The sequence below is a fragment of the Streptomyces sp. NPDC020192 genome, assembly GCF_044388685.1.
Classification (GTDB): Bacteria; Actinomycetota; Actinomycetes; order Streptomycetales; family Streptomycetaceae; genus Streptomyces.
Genome location: NZ_JBIRXG010000004.1, coordinates 63,851 through 87,854 on the forward strand (window position 1 = coordinate 63,851; position 24,004 = coordinate 87,854).

The 24,004-nt window shown below is 72.0% G+C and carries 22 protein-coding genes; 8 read left to right on the top strand and 14 right to left on the bottom strand.

Annotation, left to right across the window (positions count from 1 at the left end; translation table 11 throughout):
* The first annotated feature begins 13 nt into the window (after positions 1–13).
* The gene (locus tag ACH47Z_RS09835; RefSeq protein ID WP_399072467.1) at positions 14–463 is read left to right on the top strand and encodes a GNAT family N-acetyltransferase; all 450 of its coding nucleotides are present in this window, start codon (positions 14–16) and stop codon (positions 461–463) included.
* A gap of 22 nt (positions 464–485) precedes the next feature.
* On the opposite strand, the gene ACH47Z_RS09840 is transcribed toward ACH47Z_RS09835, so the two are convergent.
* Complete coding sequence (locus ACH47Z_RS09840) at positions 486–620, bottom strand: hypothetical protein (RefSeq protein WP_399072469.1); 135 nt, start codon at positions 618–620, stop codon at positions 486–488.
* A gap of 108 nt (positions 621–728) precedes the next feature.
* Between ACH47Z_RS09840 and ACH47Z_RS09845 the strand changes: the two genes are divergently transcribed.
* Entirely contained in the window at positions 729–1,352 is a 624-nt protein-coding gene (locus ACH47Z_RS09845; protein WP_399072471.1) for a class I SAM-dependent methyltransferase, read from the top strand.
* Positions 1,353–1,371: 19 nt separating this feature from the next.
* Here ACH47Z_RS09845 and ACH47Z_RS09850 read toward each other — a convergent pair whose 3' ends face one another.
* Together ACH47Z_RS09850 and ACH47Z_RS09855 are read right to left on the bottom strand one after the other, a co-directional pair.
* Positions 1,372–1,872: a DUF402 domain-containing protein gene (locus ACH47Z_RS09850; protein ID WP_399072474.1), complete on the bottom strand. Its 501-nt coding sequence runs from the start codon at positions 1,870–1,872 to the stop codon at positions 1,372–1,374.
* Entirely contained in the window at positions 1,853–2,782 is a 930-nt protein-coding gene (locus ACH47Z_RS09855) for a GNAT family N-acetyltransferase (protein WP_399072476.1), read from the bottom strand. The genes ACH47Z_RS09850 and ACH47Z_RS09855 overlap by 20 nt, the downstream gene beginning before the upstream one ends.
* Positions 2,783–2,853: 71 nt before the next feature.
* On the opposite strand from ACH47Z_RS09855, the gene ACH47Z_RS09860 reads away from it, so the two are divergent.
* Positions 2,854–3,222, top strand: a complete 369-nt coding sequence (locus ACH47Z_RS09860) for a GntR family transcriptional regulator (RefSeq protein ID WP_399072478.1) — start codon at positions 2,854–2,856, stop codon at positions 3,220–3,222.
* 8 nt (positions 3,223–3,230) lie between these two features.
* Here ACH47Z_RS09860 and ACH47Z_RS09865 read toward each other — a convergent pair whose 3' ends face one another.
* Both ACH47Z_RS09865 and ACH47Z_RS09870 read right to left on the bottom strand, forming a co-directional pair.
* Complete coding sequence (locus ACH47Z_RS09865) at positions 3,231–4,001, bottom strand: DUF72 domain-containing protein (protein ID WP_399072480.1); 771 nt, start codon at positions 3,999–4,001, stop codon at positions 3,231–3,233.
* Between the two features lie 15 nt (positions 4,002–4,016).
* Entirely contained in the window at positions 4,017–5,126 is a 1,110-nt protein-coding gene (locus ACH47Z_RS09870; protein WP_399072482.1) for a DUF5925 domain-containing protein, read from the bottom strand.
* Between the two features lie 110 nt (positions 5,127–5,236).
* Here ACH47Z_RS09870 and ACH47Z_RS09875 point away from each other — a divergent pair, with 110 nt between their 5' ends.
* Positions 5,237–6,655, top strand: a complete 1,419-nt coding sequence (locus ACH47Z_RS09875) for a xylan 1,4-beta-xylosidase (protein ID WP_399072484.1) — start codon at positions 5,237–5,239, stop codon at positions 6,653–6,655.
* A 21-nt stretch (positions 6,656–6,676) separates the two neighbouring features.
* On the opposite strand, the gene ACH47Z_RS09880 is transcribed toward ACH47Z_RS09875, so the two are convergent.
* From ACH47Z_RS09880 to ACH47Z_RS09900, 5 genes are all read right to left on the bottom strand, one after another.
* The gene (locus tag ACH47Z_RS09880) at positions 6,677–10,450 is read right to left on the bottom strand and encodes a lipopolysaccharide biosynthesis protein (RefSeq protein ID WP_399072486.1); all 3,774 of its coding nucleotides are present in this window, start codon (positions 10,448–10,450) and stop codon (positions 6,677–6,679) included.
* Positions 10,443–11,243: a polysaccharide deacetylase family protein gene (locus ACH47Z_RS09885; RefSeq protein WP_399072488.1), complete on the bottom strand. Its 801-nt coding sequence runs from the start codon at positions 11,241–11,243 to the stop codon at positions 10,443–10,445. The genes ACH47Z_RS09880 and ACH47Z_RS09885 overlap by 8 nt, the downstream gene beginning before the upstream one ends.
* Positions 11,236–12,348, bottom strand: a complete 1,113-nt coding sequence (locus tag ACH47Z_RS09890) for a glycosyltransferase (RefSeq protein WP_399072490.1) — start codon at positions 12,346–12,348, stop codon at positions 11,236–11,238. The genes ACH47Z_RS09885 and ACH47Z_RS09890 overlap by 8 nt, the downstream gene beginning before the upstream one ends.
* The gene (locus tag ACH47Z_RS09895) at positions 12,345–13,166 is read right to left on the bottom strand and encodes a glycosyltransferase family 2 protein (RefSeq protein WP_399072492.1); all 822 of its coding nucleotides are present in this window, start codon (positions 13,164–13,166) and stop codon (positions 12,345–12,347) included. Before ACH47Z_RS09895 ends, ACH47Z_RS09890 begins: the two co-directional genes overlap by 4 nt.
* Before the next feature lie 395 nt (positions 13,167–13,561).
* Positions 13,562–13,972 (bottom strand): hypothetical protein, encoded by a 411-nt coding sequence (locus ACH47Z_RS09900; protein WP_399072495.1) that lies wholly within the window; start codon positions 13,970–13,972, stop codon positions 13,562–13,564.
* 264 nt (positions 13,973–14,236) lie between these two features.
* Here ACH47Z_RS09900 and ACH47Z_RS09905 point away from each other — a divergent pair, with 264 nt between their 5' ends.
* Positions 14,237–15,040, top strand: coding sequence for an SGNH/GDSL hydrolase family protein (locus ACH47Z_RS09905; RefSeq protein ID WP_399072497.1), 804 nt, complete (start codon positions 14,237–14,239; stop codon positions 15,038–15,040).
* A gap of 38 nt (positions 15,041–15,078) precedes the next feature.
* Here ACH47Z_RS09905 and ACH47Z_RS09910 read toward each other — a convergent pair whose 3' ends face one another.
* The 4 genes from ACH47Z_RS09910 to ACH47Z_RS09925 all read right to left on the bottom strand — a co-directional run bounded on the left by ACH47Z_RS09910 (position 15,079) and on the right by ACH47Z_RS09925 (position 21,979).
* On the bottom strand, positions 15,079–16,683 hold the full coding sequence (locus ACH47Z_RS09910) for a serine/threonine-protein kinase (protein WP_399072499.1): 1,605 nt from the start codon (positions 16,681–16,683) through the stop codon (positions 15,079–15,081).
* 44 nt (positions 16,684–16,727) lie between these two features.
* A complete protein-coding gene (locus ACH47Z_RS09915; RefSeq protein WP_399072501.1) occupies positions 16,728–18,269 on the bottom strand; it encodes a nickel transporter in 1,542 nt (513 codons plus the stop codon).
* Positions 18,266–19,669 carry a tetratricopeptide repeat protein gene (locus ACH47Z_RS09920; RefSeq protein ID WP_399073033.1) on the bottom strand — a complete coding sequence of 468 codons (1,404 nt, stop codon included), beginning with the start codon at positions 19,667–19,669 and terminating at the stop codon, positions 18,266–18,268. Before ACH47Z_RS09920 ends, ACH47Z_RS09915 begins: the two co-directional genes overlap by 4 nt.
* A 744-nt stretch (positions 19,670–20,413) precedes the next feature.
* Complete coding sequence (locus ACH47Z_RS09925; protein ID WP_399072503.1) at positions 20,414–21,979, bottom strand: DUF4331 domain-containing protein; 1,566 nt, start codon at positions 21,977–21,979, stop codon at positions 20,414–20,416.
* A gap of 217 nt (positions 21,980–22,196) precedes the next feature.
* Here ACH47Z_RS09925 and ACH47Z_RS09930 point away from each other — a divergent pair, with 217 nt between their 5' ends.
* From ACH47Z_RS09930 to ACH47Z_RS09940, 3 genes are all read left to right on the top strand, one after another.
* Positions 22,197–22,739, top strand: a complete 543-nt coding sequence (locus ACH47Z_RS09930) for a sigma-70 family RNA polymerase sigma factor (RefSeq protein WP_270084660.1) — start codon at positions 22,197–22,199, stop codon at positions 22,737–22,739.
* A complete protein-coding gene (locus ACH47Z_RS09935) occupies positions 22,736–23,587 on the top strand; it encodes an anti-sigma factor domain-containing protein (protein WP_399072505.1) in 852 nt (283 codons plus the stop codon). The genes ACH47Z_RS09930 and ACH47Z_RS09935 overlap by 4 nt, the downstream gene beginning before the upstream one ends.
* A 126-nt stretch (positions 23,588–23,713) precedes the next feature.
* Positions 23,714–23,995, top strand: coding sequence for a hypothetical protein (locus ACH47Z_RS09940; RefSeq protein WP_399072507.1), 282 nt, complete (start codon positions 23,714–23,716; stop codon positions 23,993–23,995).
* The last annotated feature ends 9 nt before the right edge of the window (positions 23,996–24,004 follow it).

Consider the following 24,004-nt stretch of genomic DNA (forward strand, 5'->3'; position numbering starts at 1 on the left):
TAGCGTTCGCGCCATGACGAACGACGAGATCCGGCCCGCCCGGGCCACGGACGTGCCGGCCGTGAAGGCCGTGACCGACGCGGCCTACCACCACTACATCGCGCGCATAGGGGTGGTGCCGCAGCCCATGGAGGCGGACCACATGGCGGACGTGGCCGCGGGCAGGGTGTTCGTCCTCGGTGAGCCGGTGGCCGGGCTCGTCGTCATCGAGGCCCACGACGACCACCTGTTCCTCGACAGCATCGCCGTCCACCCCGACGCGCACGGCAAGGGGGCGGGACGGCGCCTGCTGGAGTTCGTGGACGCACGCGCGCGTGCGCTCGCTCTGCCCGAGGTCAGGCTCTACACCAACGCGATGATGTGGGAGAACCAGCGGCTCTATCCGAAGTTCGGCTACGAGATGGTCGAACGGCGCGTCGACGGGCCGTACGACCGCCTCCACTACCGCAAACGGCTGGACTGACGGAACGGGCGGACCGCGCGGGTCAGCCGTCCGGCCACCAGGTGCGGGCGATGTCCTTGCGGACCTCCGGACGCCCCGCCGGGCGCTCCTCCGCCTCTTCGCGGGTCCGGCGGCTGTCCGTCCTCTTCAGGGGCTTCTGCACGGTTACGCGGCGCATGGCTGCCTCCTTCAGTGCCTACCGGAATCCGTGTCACGGAGGTAGACGCTTGTGGGGAGAGTTCCTCATCGGAGCCGGATTGTCAGTGGCGGGTGTCACTCTTCGGGCATGACGAACACGAACGACCCCACGGCCCGGCCGACCGCCCCCGGCGTCGACTGGGACACCGAGGCCGCCTCCTTCGACGACGAGCCGGACCACGGCCTGCGCGACCCCGAGATCCGCGCGGCCTGGGCGGCCCGACTGCGGACCTGGCTGCCCGAGCGCCCCGCCGATGTCCTCGACCTCGGCTGCGGCACCGGCAGTCTGTCACTCCTCGCCGCCGAGCAGGGGCACCGTGTGACGGGTGTCGACGCGTCCCCGGCGATGGTCGAGCGGGCCCGCACCAAGCTCGCCGGGCGCGCCGCGGTCGTCCTGCGCGGGGATGCCGTCACTCCGCCGGTCGGCGAGCAGCGCTACGACGCCCTCCTCGTCCGGCATGTCCTTTGGGCCCTGCCCGCACCCGACCGGGTGCTGCGGCACTGGCGGGACCTCGTACGGCCCGGAGGGCGCCTCGTGCTGGTCGAGGGCGTCTGGGGGACGCTGAACCCCGTCGGCATAGCCGCCGAGCGCCTCACCGCCCTGCTCGCACCGCTGAGCACGGACGTGCGGGTGGAGCGACTGTCCGACGATCCGCTGCTGTGGGGCAGGGCCGTGGACGACGAGCGGTACGCGGTGGTGGCGACGGTGTGAGGCGCCCGGGGCGAGCGGGTCAGGCCAGCAGCTCACCGAAGCCGCCGGTGCGGGCCAGCCGCTCCAGTTCGTCCAGGGCGGCCACGGCGGCGGACGCGGCCTCCGGGTCCGTCCGCGTCAGCCCGCTCGCGGCGAACTCGTCCTCGTCCAGCCGTCGTACGTGCGTGCCGTCGGCGGAGCGCCACAGGTCCAGATCGAGGTCCTCCACGACGAGTTCGGCGCCGGTGCGCACCGCCGGGCGGGTGATGTCGCAGTACCAGCCCTTCAGCGTGCCGTCCCCGGTACGGACCTCCTTCACCGAGTACCAGCGGTCCCGCCAGTAGTACTCGGTGAAGACGTCACCGGGCTCGAAGCGGACGAAGCCGAAGTCCCGGACGCCGGCACCCGCCCACGGGGCGCGTACGGCGACGCGGGTGCCGTCGTCGTGGACCAGCTCGGCCGGGTAACGGATCTTCGTACGGCCCGCCTTGACCAGCACGACCTCCAACTCGGTCGTCGGTTCAGCCGAGTTCGCGGACATGGCGCACCTCCGTGGCGCAGATCTCGTAGCCGAGGGACTTGTTGATCGCGAGCATCGGGCCGTTGCCGGTGTCGTTGCCCGTGTGCGCCTCGGTGCAGCCGGAGGCGCGGGCGCGGTGCAGCGAGTCGGTCTTGGCGACCTTGGCCAGACCGCGCCCGCGGAAGGCGCGCGCGGTGCCCGTCATGGCGGTGACGTACCGGGCGCCGCCGTCGGTGAACGCCACGCTGAAGGCGACCGGGCGGCCCTCGGCCAGCACGACCGTGGTCAGCTCGCGGTCGAGCAGCGGGTGCCGCCAGGTCGCCTTGAGCCAGGCCTCGTAGTCGGTGAATTCGGCGTCGACGTCGCTCGGTTCGTCCGCCATCGTCTCCGCGTCCAGCCGGAACAGCGGGCGCGGGTCGTCCGCGAAGTCCGCGGCCGTGCGCAGCTCGACACCGGGTGGGGGAGCGGGCAGGGGCGGCAGCGGGGCGTGGGCCAGGTCCAGCCGGAGGAAGTGGGCGGAGCGGCTGGCACGGTAGCCGCGCTTCTCCGCGAAGGCGCGGTTCGCCGGCTCGTCCAGGACCCAGGCGAACAGCTTCGTCGCCCCGTGCGCCGTCAGATGCTCCTCGGCGGCACGCACCAGCAGCTCACCCGCGCCGCGCCGGGTCCGGTCCGGGTGGACGTAGATGTTGAGCAGCCCCTGGCCCGGTTCCGGGCTGTCGTGCGCGAGGGCCACCTGCGCGGTGCCGATCGTCTCCCCGTCCTCCTCGGCGACCAGGGACCTGGATTGGGCCTCGGGCGGATTACGGGTGAGGTTGTGGAGGATGGACTCCGGGGTCCACAGGACGTAGGGCAGGGCGAGATGCCGTACCCGTGCGAAGGCCTCGACGTCGGATCGGTCACCGGGGCGCAGATCGCGCACGATCACTGTCATGGTGAGGCACCGTACGGGGCTGTGCGCCGGGGGTGCCTCTTATTTTCCGGCGGGTGCGGGACAATCGGGCCGTGAGCCTGAAGATCCGCATCGATGACAGTGCGCCCCCGTACGAGCAGGTCCGGGCGCAGATCTCCGAGCAGGCGCGGTCCGGGGTGCTGCCGGTGGGGTACCGGCTGCCGACCGTGCGGGGGCTGGCCGAGTCCCTGGGGCTCGCCGTGAACACCGTGGCCAAGGCGTACCGGGCGCTGGAGACCGACGGGGTGATCGAGACGCGGGGGCGCAACGGCACGTTCGTGGCTGCCGCCGGCTCGGCCGCCGAGCGTGAGGCGTCCTTGGCCGCACAGGCGTACGTGGAGCGGGTGCGGCGGTTGGGGCTGGGGGAGTCCGAGGCGTTGGCCGCTGTGCGGGATGCGCTGCGGGCCGCCTATGAGGGGTAGGGGGGTGACTACTGGCGTTTCGCAGGCTCCGGGAAGCGGGTCACCGTCAGGTCCGCCCGCGCCGCCGCCCTCCCGAACGTCACCGCGTCCCGCACCGCCGCTCCGCCCGGGTCGTTGTTGAAGTACGCGTACACGTCCTCCCCCTTCCGCCAGGTCGTGGCGATGCGGTCCACCCAGGTTTCCAGGGAGCGGCGGCCGTAGCGGGGCCAGGGGGTGGCGCGGCCCTCGTGGAAGCGGACGTAGCCCCAGTCGGTGGTGCGCCACAGGGGGGTCGTCGGGTGGGCCTGGACGTCCGCCCAGCACAGGGCCGCGCCCCGGCACTCCAGTACGCTCCGCACCTCCGGTGTCCACCAGGAGTCGTGGCGGGGTTCCACGGCGACCCTCGTGTCGGACGGGAAGCAGTTCAGGCAGGTGTCCAGGAGGGCGGGGTCGGCGCGCAGGGTCGGGGGGAGCTGGAGGAGGACCGGGCCCAGACGGTCGCCGAGGCCCGCCGCGTGGGTCATCAGGCGGTGGACGGGTTCCTCGGGGTCCTTCAGGCGCTTGATGTGGGTCAGATAGCGGCTGGCCTTGACCGCGACGGTGAAGTCCTCCGGGACCCGGTCCCGCCAGGCCTCGAAGTTCTCCCGGGTCGGCAGCCGGTAGAACGCGTTGTTGATCTCCACCGTCGCGAAGAGGCGGGTGTACTCCTCCAGCCACAGCCGGGCCGGGACCCCGGGCGGATAGACGAGGTCCCGCCAGTCCTTGTACTGCCAGCCGGAGGTGCCGACGAACAAGGTCACAGCTCCATCAAAGCACTACAGGTACAGCCCCGCGTCCGCGCCGTCCCGGGCTCCCGGCACCGAGGTCGGGGCCGTGCCCCGGCGCAGCGCGTACAGCTCGGCGAGCGTGGCGCCGTCGCGGCCGACGGCGTCCTCCCGGGCGCGGGCCTCGCTGCCGAGCCAGTCCAGTGCCTCCCGGCGGTTCAGCGGGCCCACCTCGATACGGGCCAGACAGCGGCCGGGGCGGACCACGGCCGGGTGCAGGCGCTCCAGGTCCTCGTTGGTGGTGACCCCGACGAGGACGTTGCGGCCCTGGCCGAGCAGGCCGTCGGTGAGGTTCAGCAGCCGGGACAGGGCCTGGCCCGCGGTGTGCTTGGCCTCGCCGCGGATCAGCTCGTCGCAGTCCTCCAGCAGGAGCAGGCGCCAGCGGCCCTTGCCCGCGGTGTCCTCCTCGCCGATCGCGATGTCCATGAGATAGCCGACGTCGGAGAAGAGCCGCTCGGGGTCCAGGACGCAGTCGACCTGGCACCACTCGCGCCAGGAGCGGGCGAGCGTGCGCAGCGCGGAGGTCTTGCCGGTGCCGGGCGGGCCGTGCAGCAGCAGGAGACGGCCGGCGATGTCCTGCGGGGTCGTCTTCATCAGGCGGTCCATCGCCTCGGCCACCGGCGCCGAGTAGTTGGGCCGGACCTCGTCCCAGGTGCCCGCGGAGATCTGGCGGGTGGTGCGGTGCGGGCCGCGCCGGGGCGAGACGTACCAGAAGCCCATGGTCACGTTCTCGGGCTGCGGCTCGGGCTCGTCGGCCGCGCCGTCCGTGGCCTGGTCGAGGACGCTCTTGGCCAGTTCGGCGCTGGTCGCGGTGACCGTGACGTCCGCGCCGCGGTTCCAGCGGGAGACCAGCAGGGTCCAGCCGTCGCCCTCGGCGAGGGTGGCGCTGCGGTCGTCGTCCCGGGCGGAACGCAGCACACGGGCGCCGTCGGGCAGCAGGGTCGCGCCGGAGCGGACCCGGTCGATGTTCGCCGCGTGCGAGTGCGGCTGCTCGCCCGTCGCGAAGCGGCCGAGGAACAGCGCGTCGACGACGTCGGACGGCGAGTCGGAGTCGTCGACGTGGAGCCGGATCGGCAGAGCGTCGTGTGGGTTCGCAGACATGCCGCCATGATCCGGCACGGATGCGCTGCGCGCACGGCATTTCCTCCCCTTCTTCCGGGTGTTCCGAACTCCTCCCGGACCCGATGCCTCCGCCGTTACCGTTGTCCTTGATGGGACGTCATGGGTGGGATTCGGATACTCGGCGGTGGCGGCTCACCGCCCTGCTCGGCGTCGGCGCGGTCGTGCTCGCCCTGGCGGTGACCCTGGTCAGCACGCTGACCGGCGGGCCCCGCACCACCGGCACCACCCGCGCCGGCGACAAGGTGCACGGCACCCCGGCGAGCCCCGGCGCGCCACCGGAGCCGTACGTCGGCTGGGGCTTCACGCACACCCAGTACAGCGCCGACGAGGGTGCCGGCGCGGCCAGCACACGCGTGGAGCAGTTGCTCACACAGAACGGCGGGCTGGCGCAGAACCAGCACATCATGGGCTGGGGCGCGGACAATCCCGAACCGGTCAAGGGGCACTACGACTTCGGCGCCCTGGACCGCCGTATCGACTTCATGCGTGCCTCCGGCGGCACCCCGGTGATCACCCTGTGCTGCGCCCCGGACTGGATGAAGGGCGGCCGGGCGGGGGTCGACCACACGAACTGGAGCCAGTCCGCCCTGGAGACCGCCCCCACCCCCGACCACTACCAGGACTTCGCCGACCTCGCCGCGACCGTCGCCCGGCGCTACCCGGACGTGCGGCACTTCATCGTCTGGAACGAGTTCAAGGGCTTCTGGAACGACGCCAGGTCCCGCTGGAACTACGAGGGCTACACCCAGCTGTACAACCTCGTGTACGCGGCGCTGAAGAAGGTCGGCAAGGACATCATGGTCGGCGGGCCCTACCTGGTCATGGACAGTGTCGACGCGCGCGACCAGAACGCCTCCGCCGCGGTGAAGGGCCCGTGGGGTGCCATGGACCAGCGGGTGCTGGACGCCTTCGCCTACTGGAACGCGCACAAGGCGGGCGCCGACTTCACGGTGGTCGACGGCTCGAGCTACACCCGCGACGACGACCTGCTGCCCGACGAGTTCGCGGCGACCGACAAGCTCACCGCCGTCGGCGAGTGGCTCCGGCGGCAGACCCGTGGTCTGCCGCTGTGGTGGGCCGAGTACTACGTCGAGCCCGGCGACGGCGACGGCAACCGCACCGGCTGGACCGAACCGCACCGCGTCGCCGTGCAGGCCACCGGCATGATCGCCATGGTGCAGGGCGGCGCCGGCTCCGGCTTCTACTGGAACCCGGAGGAGAAGTCGGGCAGCGGCTGCGCCGGCTGTCTGTGGACCCCGACCGGCAGCTCCGGCGGCGGCCGAGAACTGCCCATGTACGGCCTGGTGTCCCGGTTCGCCGCCGCCTTCCCGCCTGGCACCCGGTACGAGACGGTCCAGGTCGCGCCCGACGACGTACCCGACGTCCGGGTCCTGGCGAGCAGCAGAACGGTCCTTGTGGTCAACACACGGAACCGGACCATCAGCGCCCAGGTCGACGGCAGGCGGTTCGACCTGCGGGCGTACGAGGTGAAGTGGCTCGACCGCTGAGCCACCCCACCCCGCCACCTCTCACTTCATCGTCAGGAACCGCTGCGTCAGCGAGGCCAGCACCACCGCCAGCAGCGGCAGCGCGAACCAGAACGTGCCCTGCAGCAGCCGTAGCCGGTGTACGCCGGGCCGGACGGCCACCCGGACCACCTCCCGCGCGGCCAGCAGCAGGATCAGGACGACGGCGGCCAGCGCGCCGACCACCGACCACGGGGTCCAGGTCACCAGCGGGCCGATCGGCCCCGGGTTCGGCTTCGGCACCGCGCCCGCCGGCCGCTCCCGCAGGGCGTACACGGTGACGTCGTCGTTTGCGTAGGCCTTCGTCACGTCCTGCCGGTCGTCCAGGTTCTCGATCAGCCGGCGCTCCCAGGCGGCGGGGTAGCCGGCGTCCAGCTGGAGATACGTCACCTGGCTGCGGTTGATCATCAGGTACGAGTTCGGGCCGGCGTCCTTCAAGGCCTTGACCAGACCCGACACCAGCACCGGGTCGGTCGGCGCCAGGGTCGGTACGTAGTTCACCCGCTCCATGTCCTTCGCGCCCCACGGCAGCGCCGGGGTCACGTCGTTCACCGTGTCCTGGGTCAGCCACAGCAGCCGCACGGTCGGCTTGTCGTGGGCGTACACCCAGTTCATCGCCGCGACCTCGCCGGGCCGGGTCCGCTCGAACGGCTCGTTGCCCCAGCGGGCCACCAGGAAGCCGCCCATCAGCAGCAGCCCGGCGAGCAGCGCGGCCAGCGGGGCGAGGCTCGTCCGGTCCTTCTCGCGTTCCTCCGTGGTGGCACCGGTGCGCGGGAAGAGGGCGAGCGCGCCGAGCAGGGCCGCGCCCGGCACCGCGAACATGAAGACGCGCAGCGCCATCTCACCGCCGTACGACTGCATGCCGAAGCCGAAGAACGGCACGAAGGTCAGTACCAGCAGGGAGCGTTCGCGGTAGCGGTGGAAGCGGCGGCGCCACCAGCCCCAGCAGGCGAACGCCAGCACCGAGCCGGCCAGCAGCACCCGGGTGTACAGCACCAGCTTGTGGGTCGAACTGCCGCCCTGGATACGGCCGGAGACGGAGGTCGAGACATTGCTGCCCACCCCGCCGACCCCGCCGAACAGGTCGTTGAAGTGCCCGGACCAGTACGGCTCGGCCATGAAGCCCACCCATACCGCGACCAGCACCGCGAACATCAGGGGCAGGCCGCGCAGTTCGGACCGGCCGAGCAGGACCAGGGCCGTGAGCACGCCGAGCATGATGAACGGGGTGAGCTGATGGGCCGGGACGCTCGCCGCGTACAGGCCGATCAACACCAGGAGCAGGACGGCCCGTTGGCGGCGGTCGGCCGGCTCCACCTCGGCCTCGCCGGGACGGAACCTCGTCCAGATCACGCGCGGCGGCCGGAACCAGACCAGCAGGATCGCCACGAACATCAGGTACAGCAGATAGGTGAAGCCCTGCGGGGAGAAGTAGTCCTGGCCCACCCAGCCGCACAGCACGAACAGCCAGACGCCGGTCCACTTGGCCCGCCAGCTCGCCCGCAGCGAGTGCGTGAGCAGGAACATCGGGGCCAGGTAGGCGAGTTGGACGGCCGTCGGCCACCAGCGGATGACCTCGGTGAAGTCGCTGATCCCGCAGGCCCGGCCGACGAACGCGGCCACCGCGAAGAAGCCCGGCCAGCTCCAGCGGGCGTCCAGGTCCGGTACGGCGGAGCCGGTGCGGTCGATGTGGTCGAGGAAGCCCAGGTGCTGCCAGGCCGTCGGGAACCTCGGCTCGGTCTCGATCACCGCCGGCAGCGCGTGCAGCGATACGACCGTCGCCAGCAGCGTGAGCAGCAGCAGCGCCCGGTGCTCGCGGCGCAGCCACAGCAGCGCGGCGAAGACCGTGATCAGCAGCCCGGCCCCGGCCAGCGTCGGCAGCGGCAGCACCGAGACCAGCCCGAGCCCGCCCATGCGGTCGAGATCGGCCTCGCCGAGGCGCAGCGCGGGCACCCAGTAGAGCAGCAGCGCGGCGATCAGCAGACAGCCGAGGACCACTCCGGAGCGGGTGGGCAACAGCCTTCTCTGGAGGGGCACGTGGGCTGGGGCGTCCTCGGGCACGGCGTCGTCCGGGACGGCGGTGGGCGGGCCGGTCCTGGCGAGGGACGCGTCCAGTTCCCCCGTCGTGAACGGCGCGTCGACCTCCGCCGCCTCCGCCTCCCGCAGCAGTGCGGCCTCGGCCGGGCCCAGCGAGGCCTCGCTGCCGGGCTCGCGCTCTTCCACCGGGAGTCCGAGCGAGGGCACCGGTGTGCCGGCCGGCGGAGTGCCGGGGCCCGGGCGGACGTCCGGGCGGCGCTCCACATGGTCGAAGTCCACGTGGACACCGAGGGCCAGCGTGTCGTTGTCCAACGCCCAGGCCGGGCCGGGCCGAGCGTGGGGGAGGGCCCCCAGGTCGGCGAGGTCCCCGTCGGGTGCCGTCGCGTCGGCCGCGGCGGCGGGCGCGGTCCGGATCGTCCGCCACAGCCGCGGCGCGGCGATCGCCGCGACCACCGCGAGGCTGCCGGCCTCGGCGACACCCGCGCCGGTCAGTCCCATCCGGGGCAGGAGCAGCAGGGTCGAACCCAGCACCAGCAGGCACAACAGGCCCTGGAACACGGCGAGTCCGCCCGTGCGGCTGCGTGCGCGCAGCACCGCGAAGTACGTCTCGATCACGACCCGCAGCACCGAGCCGACCGCGAGCCAGCGCAGCAGCAGGGTCGCCGCGCCCGCGTAGCCCGCGCCGAACACACCGAGGATCCAGGGCGCGCCGACGATCAGCAGGGCCGCGATCGGCAGCATGATCCGGGCCATCCGCTTCAGCGCGGCACGGGTGTGGGCGGCCAGGCGGTCGGGATCGTGCGAGCCCTCGACGGTGAGGGAGGCGCCCATGTTGATGGCGAGCAGGTCGGTCGTGCCGCCGATGGTGGTGGCGATGTAGAAGTACGCGTTCTGCGCGGAGCTGACCTGCGAGGCGACGATCACCGGCACGAGGTAGATCACCGCGAGGGAGAACAGCGAGCCGGTGTAGTCCCCGGCCAGGAATCTGCCGACCTGGTTCAGCGTCGGCGGCTCCGCGCGGCCCTCGGTCGCCTTGACGTGCCGGGGGGCCAGGCGCCGGAACACCAGCCAGCCCAGCGGCACCACCGAGGTGGCGATCGCGGCCACCCAGGACACGAAGACGCCGGTGGTGGGGATGGCGACGGCGAACGCGGCGAGCAGGGCCAGCTTCACCGCCGAGAACACGGTGTTGCCCACCGGCACCCAGGTCGCGCTGCGCAGCCCGGTCAGCACACCGTCCTGCAGGGTGAGCAGGTTCCAGGCGACGACGGCCAGGATGAAGCCGAGGCCGTTGAGCGTGCCGTGCAGGAAGCGGTACGACGGACCCCAGGTGTCCAGGGTGAGCAGGAAGACGCCCGCCGCGAGCGCCACCAGAAGCGAACTGCCCGCGTACGTCCGGAAGATGAGCTTGCCGGTGTGTTTCCCGGCAACCGGGATGAAGCGGGCCAGGGCGCCGGTCAGGGTGACCGCGGTCAGCCCGGCGAGGAACTTCATCGCGGCGATGGCGGCCGAGCCCTGCCCGACCGCCGACTCGGAGTAGTAGCGCGCCGCGGCCAGCCAGAAGCCGAGCCCGAGGACGGCGCTGATGCCGGTGTTGAGCATCAGCGCGTAGGCGTTGCGGAACAGCGGGCTGCCGCCGTCCCGGGAGCGGCCCGTCCCGGGCAGCCTCAGGCGGCGCCCGGACGTGCCGGGCGCCGCGGTGTCGGTCGTCGTGGCCTCGGTGGTGGTCGTGTCAGACACGGGAACGGATGGCCTTCCGGCGGACCTGGCGGGCTCTGCGGACGAGGGCGTACCCCTTGGTGAGGACGCGGTCCCTGGCGAACGTACGGGCGATGGCGCGGCCCTGGAGCAGCCGTTCGAACTCCTCGACGCCCGTGGCACGCCGGACCGTGACCCGCTCCAGCGCGTACGGCCCCTGGCGGCGGCGGGCGAGCGCGTTGCCGACGGCGAGCGCCTGGGCGTAACCGCTCGCGCGCACCGCCTGCCGGACCCGGCGGCTGGAGTAGCCGTACGGATAGGCGAACGACACCGGCCGGGCCGCGAGTTCGTCGCCGACGATCTCCGTACAGCGGTCCAGCTCGCCGCGCAGCTCGTCGTCGCCGAGCTGGTCGAGCTGCGGATGGGTGTGGCTGTGGCCGCCGATCTCGACGCCGGCGGCGGCCAGTTCGCGCACCTGCCGCCAGTCGAGCATGGTGTCCAGGCCGCCTCCGGTGTCGTACGCGCCCCGGATCCAGCCGGTGGAGACGAACAGCGTGGCCGGGAAGGCGTGCTTGGCGAGCACGGGCAGCGCGTGCCGGTGCACGCCCTCGTAGCCGTCGTCGAAGGTGATCAGCACCGGCCGGGCGGGCAGCGGGTGGCCGGTGCGCCAGCGGGCCGCGAGCTCGGCGGTGGTGAGGGGGGTCAGGCCCAGGTCGCCGATGAGCGCCATCTGCTCGGCGAACGCCTCCGGCGCGACGGACAGGGCGCGGGTGGCGTCGTTGGGGGCGGTGGCGACGGAGTGGTACATGAGGATGGGTACGGGGGTGTCACTCATCGATGCCCCCTTGGTCCCGCTCGCCGCCGCGTCCGTCGCGCTCGACGGCGTCGGCCGGTACGCCTCGGCCGCCGCTCGGTCCCGCGCCGCCCGGGGGAGCCTCGGCGCTGCCGCGGGGCGGTTCGCTGTCCCAGTGGACCGGCGCCACCGAGAACGTCGTACCGCCCCGGCGGACCCGTACGCTGCCCACCAGGTAGCCGCCGGCCGCGCTCAGCACCCCCGCGACGATCGCGCCCGCGCGGCCCGCGCCGCCCGGTCGGGCCAGCAGGGCGTCCCGCAGGCCGCGGGCGACCCCGGCGGGCAACACCCGTGTGGTGTAACGGCGTTCGGACTCCAGCCCCTTGCCCGCGCCGACGCTGCGGGCGACCAGCGCCTTGGACAGGCCCTCGGCGTAGGCACGGGTGCGGAAGTAGGCGAAGTGCTCGCGGGGTGCGGGCACCCGGTGGTGGATCACCGCGCGGTCGTCGATGAGCAGGACGGCGTCGGGGCGGGCGCGAGTGAGGCGGATGCACAGTTCCGTCTCCTCGCAGCCGAGCGGGCGGCGGTCGCCGTCGCGGCCGATGCCGGTGGCGAAGCCGCCCGCCGCGTCGAACGCCGTACGCCGGAAGGAAGCGTTTCCGCCGAGGACGTTGCGGACCCGGACCCGGCCGGACGGCAGCCCCTTGTAGGTGCAGCCCACCACCCAGTCGAACTCCTCCGGGAACCAGGCCGGCCGCCGGCCCGACGCCCAGATCGGCACCGTACGGCCGCCGACCGCCATGACGCGCGGGTCGGCGTAGCCCTCGGCGAAGCGGCGCAGCCAGTCGCGTTCGGCCACGGCGTCGTCGTCCAGGAAGGCGATCACGTCGCCGTGGGAGGCGACGATGCCGGTGTTGCGGCCGGCGGACAGGCCGCGCGGGCCCGCGTTGGGCAGCACGCGGACGCCCTCGGTCTCCTTGTACTCGCGGGCCAGCCGGTCCCGCAGGGCCGGATTGTGGTCCACGACCAGGAGGGTCTCCAGCGCCGGATACGACTGCGCGCGCACCGAGGAGACCGCCGCGAGGATGTCCTCCCAGCGGTCCTCGGTGTACACGCAGATCACGACGGAGATGCCGGGATCTCTCAAGACACCTCTCCCCGCACCGCGTCGAGCATCGGCGAGTGGTGTTCCTGGCGGCGCAGCTCACGCCGGTTGGAGCGCTCCTTGAGAATGACCTTGAGCACCCGGAACCCGTCGCGCACGGCGCGCAGATTGCTGGTGCCGTGGATGCGGAGGTACTCGTGGCTCGGGATCTCCTGGACCTTGAGCCCCGCCTTGACCACTCTGATGTTCATCAGCGTCTCGACCTCGAAGCCGGTGCAGTCGAGGTCGATCTTGTCCAGGCAGTGCCGCCAGAACGCGTTGTAGCCGTAGCACAGGTCGGTGTAGCGGGCGCCGAACTTGCGGTTGACGACCGTGCAGAGCGCCCAGTTGCCGAGCTTGCGGATGAAGGTCATGTCGTCGGTGCCGCCGCCGTTGGCGAAGCGGGAGCCCTTGGCGAAGTCGGCGCCGGAGACGAGCGCGGAGACGTAACTCACGATCTCGCCGCCGTCGGCCGAGCCGTCCGCGTCGACCATGACGATGATGTCGCCGGCGGCGGCCTCGAACCCGGTGATCAGGGCATCCCCCTTGCCCTTGCCGCACTGTTCGACGACCTTGACGCCGGGCCACAGGGACCGGGCCACCTCGACCGTGTCGTCCGTGGAATTGCCGTCCACGAGAACGACTTCGTGTATCCAGTCCGGAAGGGTCTTGAAGACGTAGGGCAGATTCTCCGCCTCATTCATGGCGGGAATCACCACGCTCACCGGCGGAGTGATCGCGAGGTGAGAGGAGATGGGCCGGTAGTGCGCCGCGATCAGCGGATCCTGCCCGGAACTCGGCGGGCGCAGAACGGAACTCATGAGTCTTTTCCCTCTCGTCCGGTGGACCGCCCGCCCCTGGGCGGCCCGGTTGTGTGCCCGGTTCGAAAGGGGGGTTCTCATCTTCGGCACGGCGAATCGATCTTCGTACCCGTTGGATGAGCTGGCAAAGCTGGCCGGTCTGCCGATTTGCCGAAGAAAAAAGGACAGCCGGTCGCGCGGCACGACTCGATCACCAGCGTGGTCACCGAGCACGGCACCCCCCTACCGCGCCCCGCGCCGGAACGTCACGGTCCTGAGCCCTCCCCTGAACCGCGTGCTGACGGGCCGATGCGGGTGAGATGTACGACGGTATTGATGATTGAACCAGAATGGCAAGACCTGGATATCAGTCTCGCATTTTTATTGGTTTGGCCGTTACATAACTTTGGCCGGAGTTAGTCACTTTTACGTAGGCGGACCGACAGGAGCATCAGCAGGCTCAGTACGGTCACGGCGATCACTCCGCCACGGACGGACCAGCGGTGCACGGCCAGCATGACCTGGGCAACCAGCATGTTGAGGACGACCGAGCCCGCAAGAGCGGTGAGCGTGCGGCTGAACGGATCCAGCCCGCGCAGCGCCGCGGCGAGTGCCGAGGCCGGTGCGGCGAGCAGGAAGAACAGCGTGCACGGACCGCGCAGCGGTGAGCCGGAGCCGGTGAGCGCGAGCAGCGCGCCGGCCGCCGCGACGGCGGCCGCGGCCCCCGCGAGCAGCGGCGACAGGTCCCTCCCCGGTCCTGTCCGTGCCGCTTCGGGGTCCTCGGTGGCGCCGTCCGATGAACGTGACTTGATGGGTAAGGTCTGCATTGGCGACTGTGCCCCCCGATATGACCCCGACGCGCGGGATGTCGGGCTTCAATGTGGCGCAGGCCGAGGCGGGGCGTCAAGACGGCGAGGACGGCGGAGTTGACTTGCGGTCAACACGATTGTCATGCGCACGCAAGACGTCGTCCGGTGAAGTTCCAGGGCCGATCTAGTTCAGGGTTGGAAAGTTTTGGCATGGACACTTCCGGTCAACGCGCGTAGGCGCTACGACGGTTGTAGGCAGACATCCTGCTATAGGGAGGCACTATGAGTCGTTTCAGACTTACCGGACTTGTGACCTCGCTCCTCCTCGCCGCCGGCCTCGGACTCGGCGGAGCCGCAACGGCCCAGGCCTCGACAGCGGCAACCGGCGGCTATGTGGCGCTCGGTGACTCCTACTCCTCCGGAGTGGGGGCGGGCAGCTACATCAGCTCCAGCGGCAGCTGTGACCGCAGCACCAACGCGTACCCGTACCTGTGGAACGCCGCCCACTCCCCGTCGTCGTTCGCCTTCAACGCCTGCTCGGGCGCCACGACGGACGACGTCATCGCCAACCAGCTCGGCTCGCTGAGCTCCAGCACCTCACTCGTGTCCATCACCATCGGCGGCAACGACGCCGGGTTCTCCGACGTCATGACGACCTGTGTGCTGCAGTCCGACAGCGCCTGCCTCAGCCGGATCAACACCGCCAAGGCGTACGTCGACTCCACGCTCCCCGGCAAACTCGACAACGTCTACAACGCGATCAGCGCCAAGGCCCCGGGCGCCCGGGTGGTCGTGCTCAGCTACCCCCGCTTCTACCTGCTCGGACAGACCTGCCTCGGCCTCTCCGACACCAAGCGGTCCGCGATCAACGGCGCGGCCGACTACATGGACGCCGCCATCCAGACGCGCGCCGCGGCGCACGGCTTCGTCTTCGGTGACGTCCGCTCCGCCTTCTCCACCCACGAGATCTGCTCCGGCGACTCGTGGCTGCACAGCCTGAACTGGCTCGACATCACCGAGTCGTACCACCCCACGGCGGCCGGCCACTCCGGTGGGTATCTGCCGGCGTTCACGAACAACGCGTAACCCCTTCGGGTAGCACGCGAGTTGACCGGATTCACCCGTCAGAGTGAACTTCCGTAGGAGCTCGACGCGGAAGCGGAAGCGGAAGCGGAGGCCCCGCCGGTCGGGGTCTCCGTCGCCGTCGTACAGGTCACCGAGAACGGCACCGAGTCGGACGTGGTCCGCGCCGGAGCACGCACCTTGACGCTGATCGAGTTCTCGAGCGTCCTGCTGTCGGAGTACGCCGTCACGCTCACCCGCACCCGCGCGGTCTTCCCGCCGTCGGCCGGGAACGTCAGCGTCTGCCAGCCGGGATCCGTCACCTCCCCGTGCGCGACCACCCACTCGTACTCCACCACCGCCGGCACCCGTGCCACCGTGAACGTTGCCGTGAACGTGGGCGCTTGCGCCGCGTACGGCGGACAGGTACCGGAGTACGCCGTGTGCGCGCCGGCCAGGGTGACGTGTACGGACTGGACGGCCCGCGGCGACGACGACGTACTGTCCTGCGGGGTCGACTGCTTCCCGGTGTCCGAGTCGGTGTTGCTGCTCGGCGTGTGCGAGGACGCCGTCACGGTACTCGGACTGTTGCCCGCCTTGTCGTTCCCGCTGTCGCGGTGCGTCAGCGCGTACGTCAGCCCGGCCAGCGCGAGGACGACCACCAGCACGCCCGCCACCAGCACGGCCCCCAGCCGACGGTTGCGTTCGGGCGGCTCGGAGAGCGGGGTCGATCCGGGCAACGGGGGTGTGGGAGGCGGTTGTCGGTACGGCGCCGCGACCGTCGGGGCGTACACGGTCGGGCCCGGTGGCGGCTCCGCACGCAGGGTTCCTCCCGGGTCACCCCCGGCCGCGACGAGCCGCAGCTCCCGCTCAGCCCGTTCGGCGCCGAGCCGCTCGGCGGGGTCCTTGCGCAGCAGCCCCTCGATGACGGGCGTGAGCGGGCCGGCCCGGCGTGGGGGCGGCAACTCCTCGTCCACCACGGCCCGCAGGGTGCTGAGCGGGGTGTCGTACCGGAACGGGGAGACGCCCTCGACCGCCGCGTACAGCAGCACACCCAGTGACCACAGGTCGGACTCGGGGCCCGGGGTCCGCCCCAGCGCCCGTTCCGGCGCCAGGAATTCGGGTGAGCCGACCACCTCGCCGGTCATCGTGATCGCCGAGCTGCCCTCGACCGAGGCGATCCCGAAGTCGGTCAGCACCACCCGGCCGTCGTTGGCGAGCAGCACGTTGGCCGGTTTCACGTCCCGGTGCAGTACGCCGGCGGCATGCGCGGCGCGCAGTGCGGACAGCACCTCGGCGCCGATGTGCGCGGCCCGCTGCGGCGGCAGCGGGCCCTCCGCCTCCAACTGGTCGGCCAGCGACAGCCCGCGCACCAGCTCCATCACGATCCATGGCCGGCCGGCCTCCGTCGCCACGTCGTACACCGTGACCACGTTGCGGTTCGCGACCCGGGCCGCAGCCCAGGCCTCCCGCTCCAGGCGGGCGTACATCCGCTCGACGTCGGCGGCGGGCAGCCCGGCCGGGGCCCGCACCTCCTTGACGGCCACCTCCCGGTGCAGCACCTCGTCCCGGGCCCGCCACACGGTGCCCATGCCGCCCTCGCCCAGCGGGGACAGCAGACGGTAGCGGCCCGCGATCACACGGTCGCGGCCCGGTTCTCCGGACATGGGCGCCCCCCAGGCATGTCGCGTGATTTCTCCAAAAAAGTAGCTCAGCCGAGGGCGGATGCGGCCCCTTTGAGCACCAATCCGGCACCCAGGGCCAGGACGGTGAGCGCGGACACGAGCGGCAGGGTACGGCGCACCAGCGCGGCCACGGGGTGCGCGGTCCAGCGCGGGCGCCGCTCCAGCACCCGGGATGCCCCCGTACCGAGCCGGACCACGGCGACGCCGGCCGCGGTGAGCGTCAGCGCGAGCCCGGCGCCGTAGGCCACGACGAGCAGCAGCCCGAACCAGGCCTTGCCCAGTGCGGCGGCACCGACGAGGACGACCACGGCGGAGGGGCTGGGCACGAGTCCGCCGGCGAAGCCGAGCAGGATCGTGCCGCGGAGGGTGGGGGCGGTGGGGTGGGTGTGCGTGTGGCCACCGTGGGTGTGGGTGTGACCGCCATGGGTGTGTTCAACACCGTGATGGTGGTGGTGATGGTGGGCGGGCCCATGGTGTGCGCCCACACCGGCCAACTCTCGTTCCTGTGACTCCTCATGGGCGTGATCGTGCTCGTGAACGTGCCCGTGCGCCCGGTTGCGCCATGCCCGCCGTACGAGGTTCGCGCCCGCCGCCAGTACCAGGGCTCCGCTGGCGATGCCCAGCCAGGCGATCACCGAGGGTGTGGCGGCGGAGCCGGCGGTGACGAGGAGGCCCAGGGCGACGACGCCGAGGGTGTGGGTGACGGTGACGGACGCGGCCAGCGGCAGGACGTCCCGGAGCCCGGCCCTGCCGCCGCGCGCCGCCGCCGTGGCCGCCATCAGGGTCTTGCCGTGTCCCGGCGCGAGGGCGTGCAGGGCACCGAGGACGATCGCGATGAGCAGGGCGAGGGTGGCGAAGCCGACGGTGAGGTGATGGCGGGCGACCAGGCCGTTCAGGGCCTGTGTCCAGCGGTCGGCACCCCGGGGCAGTACGGAGGCGGCCGGAGCGTCCGGCTGCTCCTCGGCGAGGGCGGGGCCGCCGGGGCGCACCCGCAGCGACGCGGCGGAGGTGTCGGCCGGGGAGGACAGCAAGTCCTTGGGGTAGGTGGTGAGTTCGTGCGAGACGGACGTCTTCGGCACGTCCGACGCGGTGAGCGTCATCCGGTCCCCGCGCGCGGTGATCTCCCGCCAGCCGGGGCCGGACCAGTTCGACTCGGCGTGGAAGCCGACGGCGACCGAACCGGAGGCGGGGACCGGTGCGGTCCAACGGCACACCACACGAAGGGTGTTGAGACCTGCCTGGCCGGGCCGCAGGGTGGCCCGGCTGTCCCGCATGGTGAGCGGGGCCCGGCGCCCGGCCACGGTCACCGAGCTGCCCTGGGCGGCCTGGGTGCACCGCTGCCGGGCCCACTGCGTCATGCCCAGCCGCTCGATGTCCGGCTTGGCCTGGGTCGCCGGTATCTCGGCCAGGTCCTCGACATGGTCGACCCGGAGCTGACCGGGTGCGGCGACGAGGCCGTCGTACCGGTTGACGGTGAAGTTGCCGAGGGGATGCGCGCTCGCCCCGGTGGCGGGCAGGAGCACGAGGGCGCACACGGCGAGCAGGACGCACGGCAGACGCAGTCTCACTTCGCGGCCTCCAGCGCCTTGCGGGCCTCGGCCGCGCCCAAGGTGGAGAAGCCGGGGTTCAGCTTCAGGGCCGCGGTCAGGGAGGCGCGCCCGGCCGTGCGGTGGCCGGTGGCCAGCTCGATCATGCCGCGGTGGTAGAGGAAGGCGGCGTTGTGATAGCCGGTGGCGGTGGCCTGGCGGGCGTACGACATCGCTTCCGCGTCCCGGCCGTTGACGTGCAGGGCCCAGGCCAGCGCGTCCGCGGTGTGCACGGTGTGCCGGCGGGCCCATTCGGCGCGGGCCGCGCGCAGGGCGGCCGCCTTGTCCCCGTGGTCGGCGGCGGCCAGCGCGGTGTCGAGATCGGCGTTCACGCCGTTGGCCCGGGCCAGCGAGATCCAGGCGTCCACCAGGGCGTACTGCTGCTGCGCCCTGGCCCGGTCGCCGGCCGCGCCCCGCGCCTCGTACAGCTCGCCCAGCTCGACGAGCGGGCCCGGCAGCGGATAGCGGGACACCACGGTCTCCATGCCCTTGATCGCCGCGGCCCGGTCACCGCTCGCGGCCTGCGCCCGGGCCCGGCCCTCCAGCGCGGGCAGATAGGTGTCGTCGGCGGCGAGGGCGCGGGCGTAGGAGGTCAGGGCGGTCTTGTAGTCGCCCTGGTTCCAGGCGAGTTGGCCGAGCTGGGCGGACACGTAGGCGATGTCGCCCGGCGAGGTGGCGGAGGCCAGCGCCTGTTGAAGGACCCGGCGCGCGGTCGTCACGTCGCCGCGCAGCTCGTGCACGTACGCGTACCGCGTGAAGACCGGGACGCCCGGCTTGCGCGCGTCGGCGGTCTCGGCGGCCTGCCCCGCCTCGCCGTACCGGCCGAGCTCCACCAGGGCGTCGATACGGGAGGACAGCGCGCGCTCACTGTACGGGTTCTGCCGCAGGGCCTGGTCCGCGTAGGTCAGGGCGTCCGCGAAGTCGTGCCGAGCGGCGGCCAGCGCGGCCCGGCCGGCCAGGCCCTGGTCGTTGTCCGGGTTCAGCTCCAGGGACCGGCCCAGCGCCTTGTCCGCCTGCGGATACCGGGACGGGTCACCCTTGGTCCGCGCCTGTTCCACATAGGCCAGGCCGAGCGTGGCCCAACTCCCGGAATCCTTCGGCTGAGTACGCAGATGCGCCTGGAGCGCCGCGATGCTCGCATCCAGATTCCCGCCGCCCAGAACCCCCGGATCCACGGCACTGGAGGCAGCCGGCACGGCCGAGGGCACCCGATCCGCACCGACGGCCATCGCACCTCCGGTGAGCGCGACCGCCAACAGAACGACAGCCCCGGCAAGTTGAGTGGCCCGCCAGCGCCGACCGACAGCGGCGACGCGATGCACGGCGGCGACGCGCTGGTCGGAGGGGTGAGGAGCCGCGTCCTCGACGTCGGCGGTGGCCAGGGCGTGTCCGGAGTCGCGGGACTCGTACTCGCCGGGCGCGCCGGCTGGGTTTGCTTCGGTGGTGGTGGCGGTTGGGGGTTTGTTCGCGTTGTCTGGTTCGCGTGTTGCGGTTTCGGCGGCTGTGGGGGCTTGGGGGCTGTGGGGGGCGCGCTCGTCGGAGCCGGCGGCCGGGGGGTGTTCGGAGTCGCGGGACTCGTGCTCGCCGGAGGCGCCGGCTGGGGTTGCTCCGGTGGTGGTGGCGGCCGGAGGCTCGTCGGCGTTGTCCGGCCCGCGCGTCGTGGTCTCGGTGGTCGCGAGGGGGTCGGAGCTGTGAGGCGTGCTTCCAGCGGATCCGGTGGCGGCCGAGGGGGCTGCGGGAGCGTGGGGCTCGCGTCTGTCGGGCTCGGCAGTCGAGGGCCCCTCGAAGTCGGCCGTGGCCGAAGGGAGTCCGGAGTCGGATGAACCGCCCTCGCCGGACGCGGTGGCCGGGGGCTCCCCTGAGGCGGAGGTGGTGGCTGTGGTGCCGGAGGAGACCGGCCCGGAAGACCGCCGTGGTGAGGCGTCCCCGGCGGAGCCGGCTGCTGCGTCGGCAGGCGCCGGCCCCGTGCCGCTCTCCGTGCTCACCCTGCTCCCGCCCATCTCCTCGCCATCCTGTACACGCGGGCCCATGCCCTCTCCTCTGTCTCCTGCGTCGGTGCTGTAGGAGGCGCGGCCCGCCGTGGGGGAAGGGGATACGGGCCGCGCCGGTCTGGGGGTGGGCGCCGGTCAGTACGGGCGCTGCATACGGCGGCGCCACCAGGCGAAGACGGTGCCGAGCAGCAGGATCCCGGCCGCGCCCGAGGCCGCCGAGGCGGCGATCAGCATCGTGTTGCCGGAACCGCCGGCGGAGCCGGCCGGCTGCAGTGCGTCGCCCAGTTGGCTGCGGACGTCCGTGCCCGCGGTCGTGCCCTTGGCGAGCGGGCCGCGCGAACCGGAGGTGGGCTCGGCGACGTACGGGAAGTACTTCTCGAAGTTCTGGTCGTTCTTGTCGACCCCGTCACCCAAGTCGTTCTTCATGCCGACCAGTTCGCCCTCCATCACCTGGAGTGCCTCGTCCACCACGTCGTCGCCGAGCCGACGGCCGTTCGGGAAGCCCGCGTTGTCGCCGTCCAGGACACCGAGCCGCTTGGGGTGCATGCTCGGCTTGATCGACGTGTTCAGGCGCAGCTCCTCCGAAGGGCGCACGTTCGGCGGCTGGTTGAGGCCCTTGACGCCCTTGAGGAACACGTCGACCAGGTCGTTGCGCGGCTCGCTCGGCGCCTTGATCTTGTAGATCTGCTCGATGAGCTTCGGCAGCTCGGGATTGGTGACGTTCTTCAGGAACTGGCCGTCGTACGCGGGCTGCGAGGCGTTGAACCTGTCCTTGTCCTTCTGCGGGTTCACGACCTCGTTGACCAGCGGATTGCCCAGGCGCGAGACCTGGGAGTAGTAACCCTGCGCGTTGCGCCGCTGGGTCGTGGACCAGATGCCGACGACCGGCTGCTTCGAGGACTCGCGGATCAGGTCGTTGGGCACCTGCAGCGCGATGGTGTTGACGTTGTAGCCCTTGAGCGTGTCGTTGCCGACCTCGCTGAGGTTGCCGCCGTACAGCAGGTCGAAGACGCGCAGGTCCGCGAAGAACGGGTCGTCCGCCTGTCCGGCGAAGGTCGCGGTGCCGCCCGCCGCCTTGTAGATCGCCTGCGCGCGCAGCTTTGCGTAGTCCGGCATGGACGCCTTGCCGACGTTCGACGGCGCCACCGGCACGTCGTTCGCCACCTTCGTCCGGTACACCACCCGGTCGTACTTGAGCCGGAGCAGCTCGATGTCGTAGGTCTGCGTGATGTTGAGGTTGGGGTCGTCGAGGCTCTTCACGACACCGGTGTTGTAGAGGAACGTCTTGTCGTTCTTCGTATGGGTCTTGAAGGTGTAGCGGAAGATCAGGTCGTCCCGCGCGTCACCGTTGCTGTCGACGTGGATGTCGTACTGGGCGTCGTCGGCGAACGTGTAGAAGTTCGGGCCGCCCGCCGGCTCCTCGAAGGGGATCCAGTTCGCCACGATCGTCGTCGTGTCGGGCTTGTCCGGGCTGACGAACGCGTACAGGTCGGTGTTGTCGTACTGCGGGGTCCCCGAGATCAGCGGGGCCTCCCGGTGCGAGGAGGCGGAGGCCGCCCCGGGTGCCAGCGTGGCGACGCCCGCGGCGGTGAGCCCGCCGGCCGCCAGCGCGCCGCACAGGAGCGTGACCAGGCCCGTGCGTCCCGTGCCGCTCCGCGAGCTCCTGGAGCTCTCGGAGCTTCTGGAGAAGAGAGATGTCATGCCGTTCTGTCCGTCCGTCCTCGTGCTGACTTGCCGTTGACGGACGGGTATACGGATCGGCGGCACCGATCGGATTGGTCGGCGGAGAAAAAGTTTTGGGTTCTTCCCGACCCGCGTTTTCGGCCCGCGGATACGTATCACCCGCGGGAGGTGGGCGTTCGTGCGGATGCGTGGAGCACGGGGAAGGGCCGGCTGCGGCCACGGAACGGGGGCCGGCGTGCAGGCGGACGAGCTGCTGGTGCTCGTCGCGGGCGGCGACCACAGGGCGTTCGAGGACCTCTACGCCCTGGTGTCGGGTCCGGTGTACGGACTCGTCCGGCGGGTGGTGCGCGACCCGGCCCAGTCCGAGGAGGTGGCGCAGGAGGTGCTGTTGGAGACCTGGCGGTCCGCTGCCCGGTTCGACCCCGGTCGGGGCAGCGCGCTGTCCTGGATCCTCACCCTCGCCCACCGCCGCGCCGTCGACCGGGTGCGCAGCGCCCGCGCGGCCGGCGAACGCGAGCAGCGGGAGGCCCTGCGCGCCGGGGAGCCCGCGTTCGACCAGGTCGCCGAGGAGGTCGAGGCCGGGCTCGAACGCGAGTGGGTGCGCCGCTGCCTCAAGCGGCTCACGGATCTGCAACGCCAGTCGGTGACCCTCGCCTACTACGACGGCTACACCTACCGTGAGGTGGCCGAGCGGCTCTCGCTGCCGCTCGGCACGGTCAAGACGCGGATGCGCGACGGACTCACCCGGCTGCGCCAGTGCCTGGGAGGCGCCGCATGAGCATCCTCGGCAGGCTGCTGCGCGGCGAAGACCTGCACTCCCTCGCCGCGCCCTACGCGCTCGACGCCCTGGAACCCGGCGAGCGGCGCCGGTTCGAGAAACATCTGCGGGACTGCGACCGCTGTACGGCCGACACCCGGGCGCTGGCCGAGGACGCGGTACGGCTCGCCTGGTCCACGGCCGCCCCCGCGCCGGCCGCCCTGCGGGACCGGGTGCTGGCCGCCGTACGCGCGACCCCGCAGGAACCGGCCGCGGACCCGGTGGCGGAGCGCGAGTCGCGGGGGCGGGCGCGGTCCCGGGAGCGCACGCCGCAGCTGCCGCCGCACGTCTGGGGCACCCAGCCGCCGCCGGGACGCACCCGTACGCCCCGTACGCGCTCCCTCTTCGTCCCGCTCGCCACGGCGACCGCCGCGGCGGCCCTCGTCGTCGCCTCCCTCTTCGTGGTCCAGGCGCAGCGCGCACAGGACCGGCTCGACACCGCCGAGGGACGGGCACGTGAGATCGCCCACGTTCTGGGCGCTCCCGACGCCCGCGCCACGACCAGCAAGGACGCGCGCGGCCGCGGTATCGGAGTGATCGCCTCCGCCTCGGAGCGGGAAGCCGTCGTCACCCTCAGCGGATACGGCACCCCGTCCGGCGGCCGCGTCCACCAGCTCTGGCAGATGCGCCCCCACGCGCAACCGCGCTCCCTCGGGCTCCTCGCGGGCGACACGCCCCTGGTCGCGAAGGGGCTCGACTCCGCCTCGACGTCACTCGCCGTAACCGTCGAGCCTGACGGCGGTTCAGCGCAGCCGACCAGCCAGCCGATTGTCCAACTCACCCTGAAATCGGTCGGATTCGGAGAGTAGTCAACGAGGGATGGTCAACGACCTTGCGGGGAAGGTGAATCCTGTGGGCGCGATACACGCGTGCCGCCCTGGGGCGATAGGGTTACTCTGCCCGGGCCGGGTGGACTCGTACGGGTGGGGAGTGACATGGAGCAGATAACAGTGCGCAGCAGGGCCAGGGTCCCTGCGATCACCTGCGGGAGCAGCGCGACCAGTTCGCGTCTCGACCGCCATCTGTCGGTGTTGGCGGGTCCCGCCATACCGCAGCAGAAGACCGCCGAGGCGACGTCGCTGATGCGTGAGCTGACGGCGCGTGACACCGCACACCAGCGCAGCGACCGGGGCAAGCGGGTCAGCCGCGTCTCCCTGTTCGCACCGCTGCGCCGGCTGCGCCGCTCGCTGTTCGGCGGACACGGCCGCGGTCACTGAGCGGGCCGT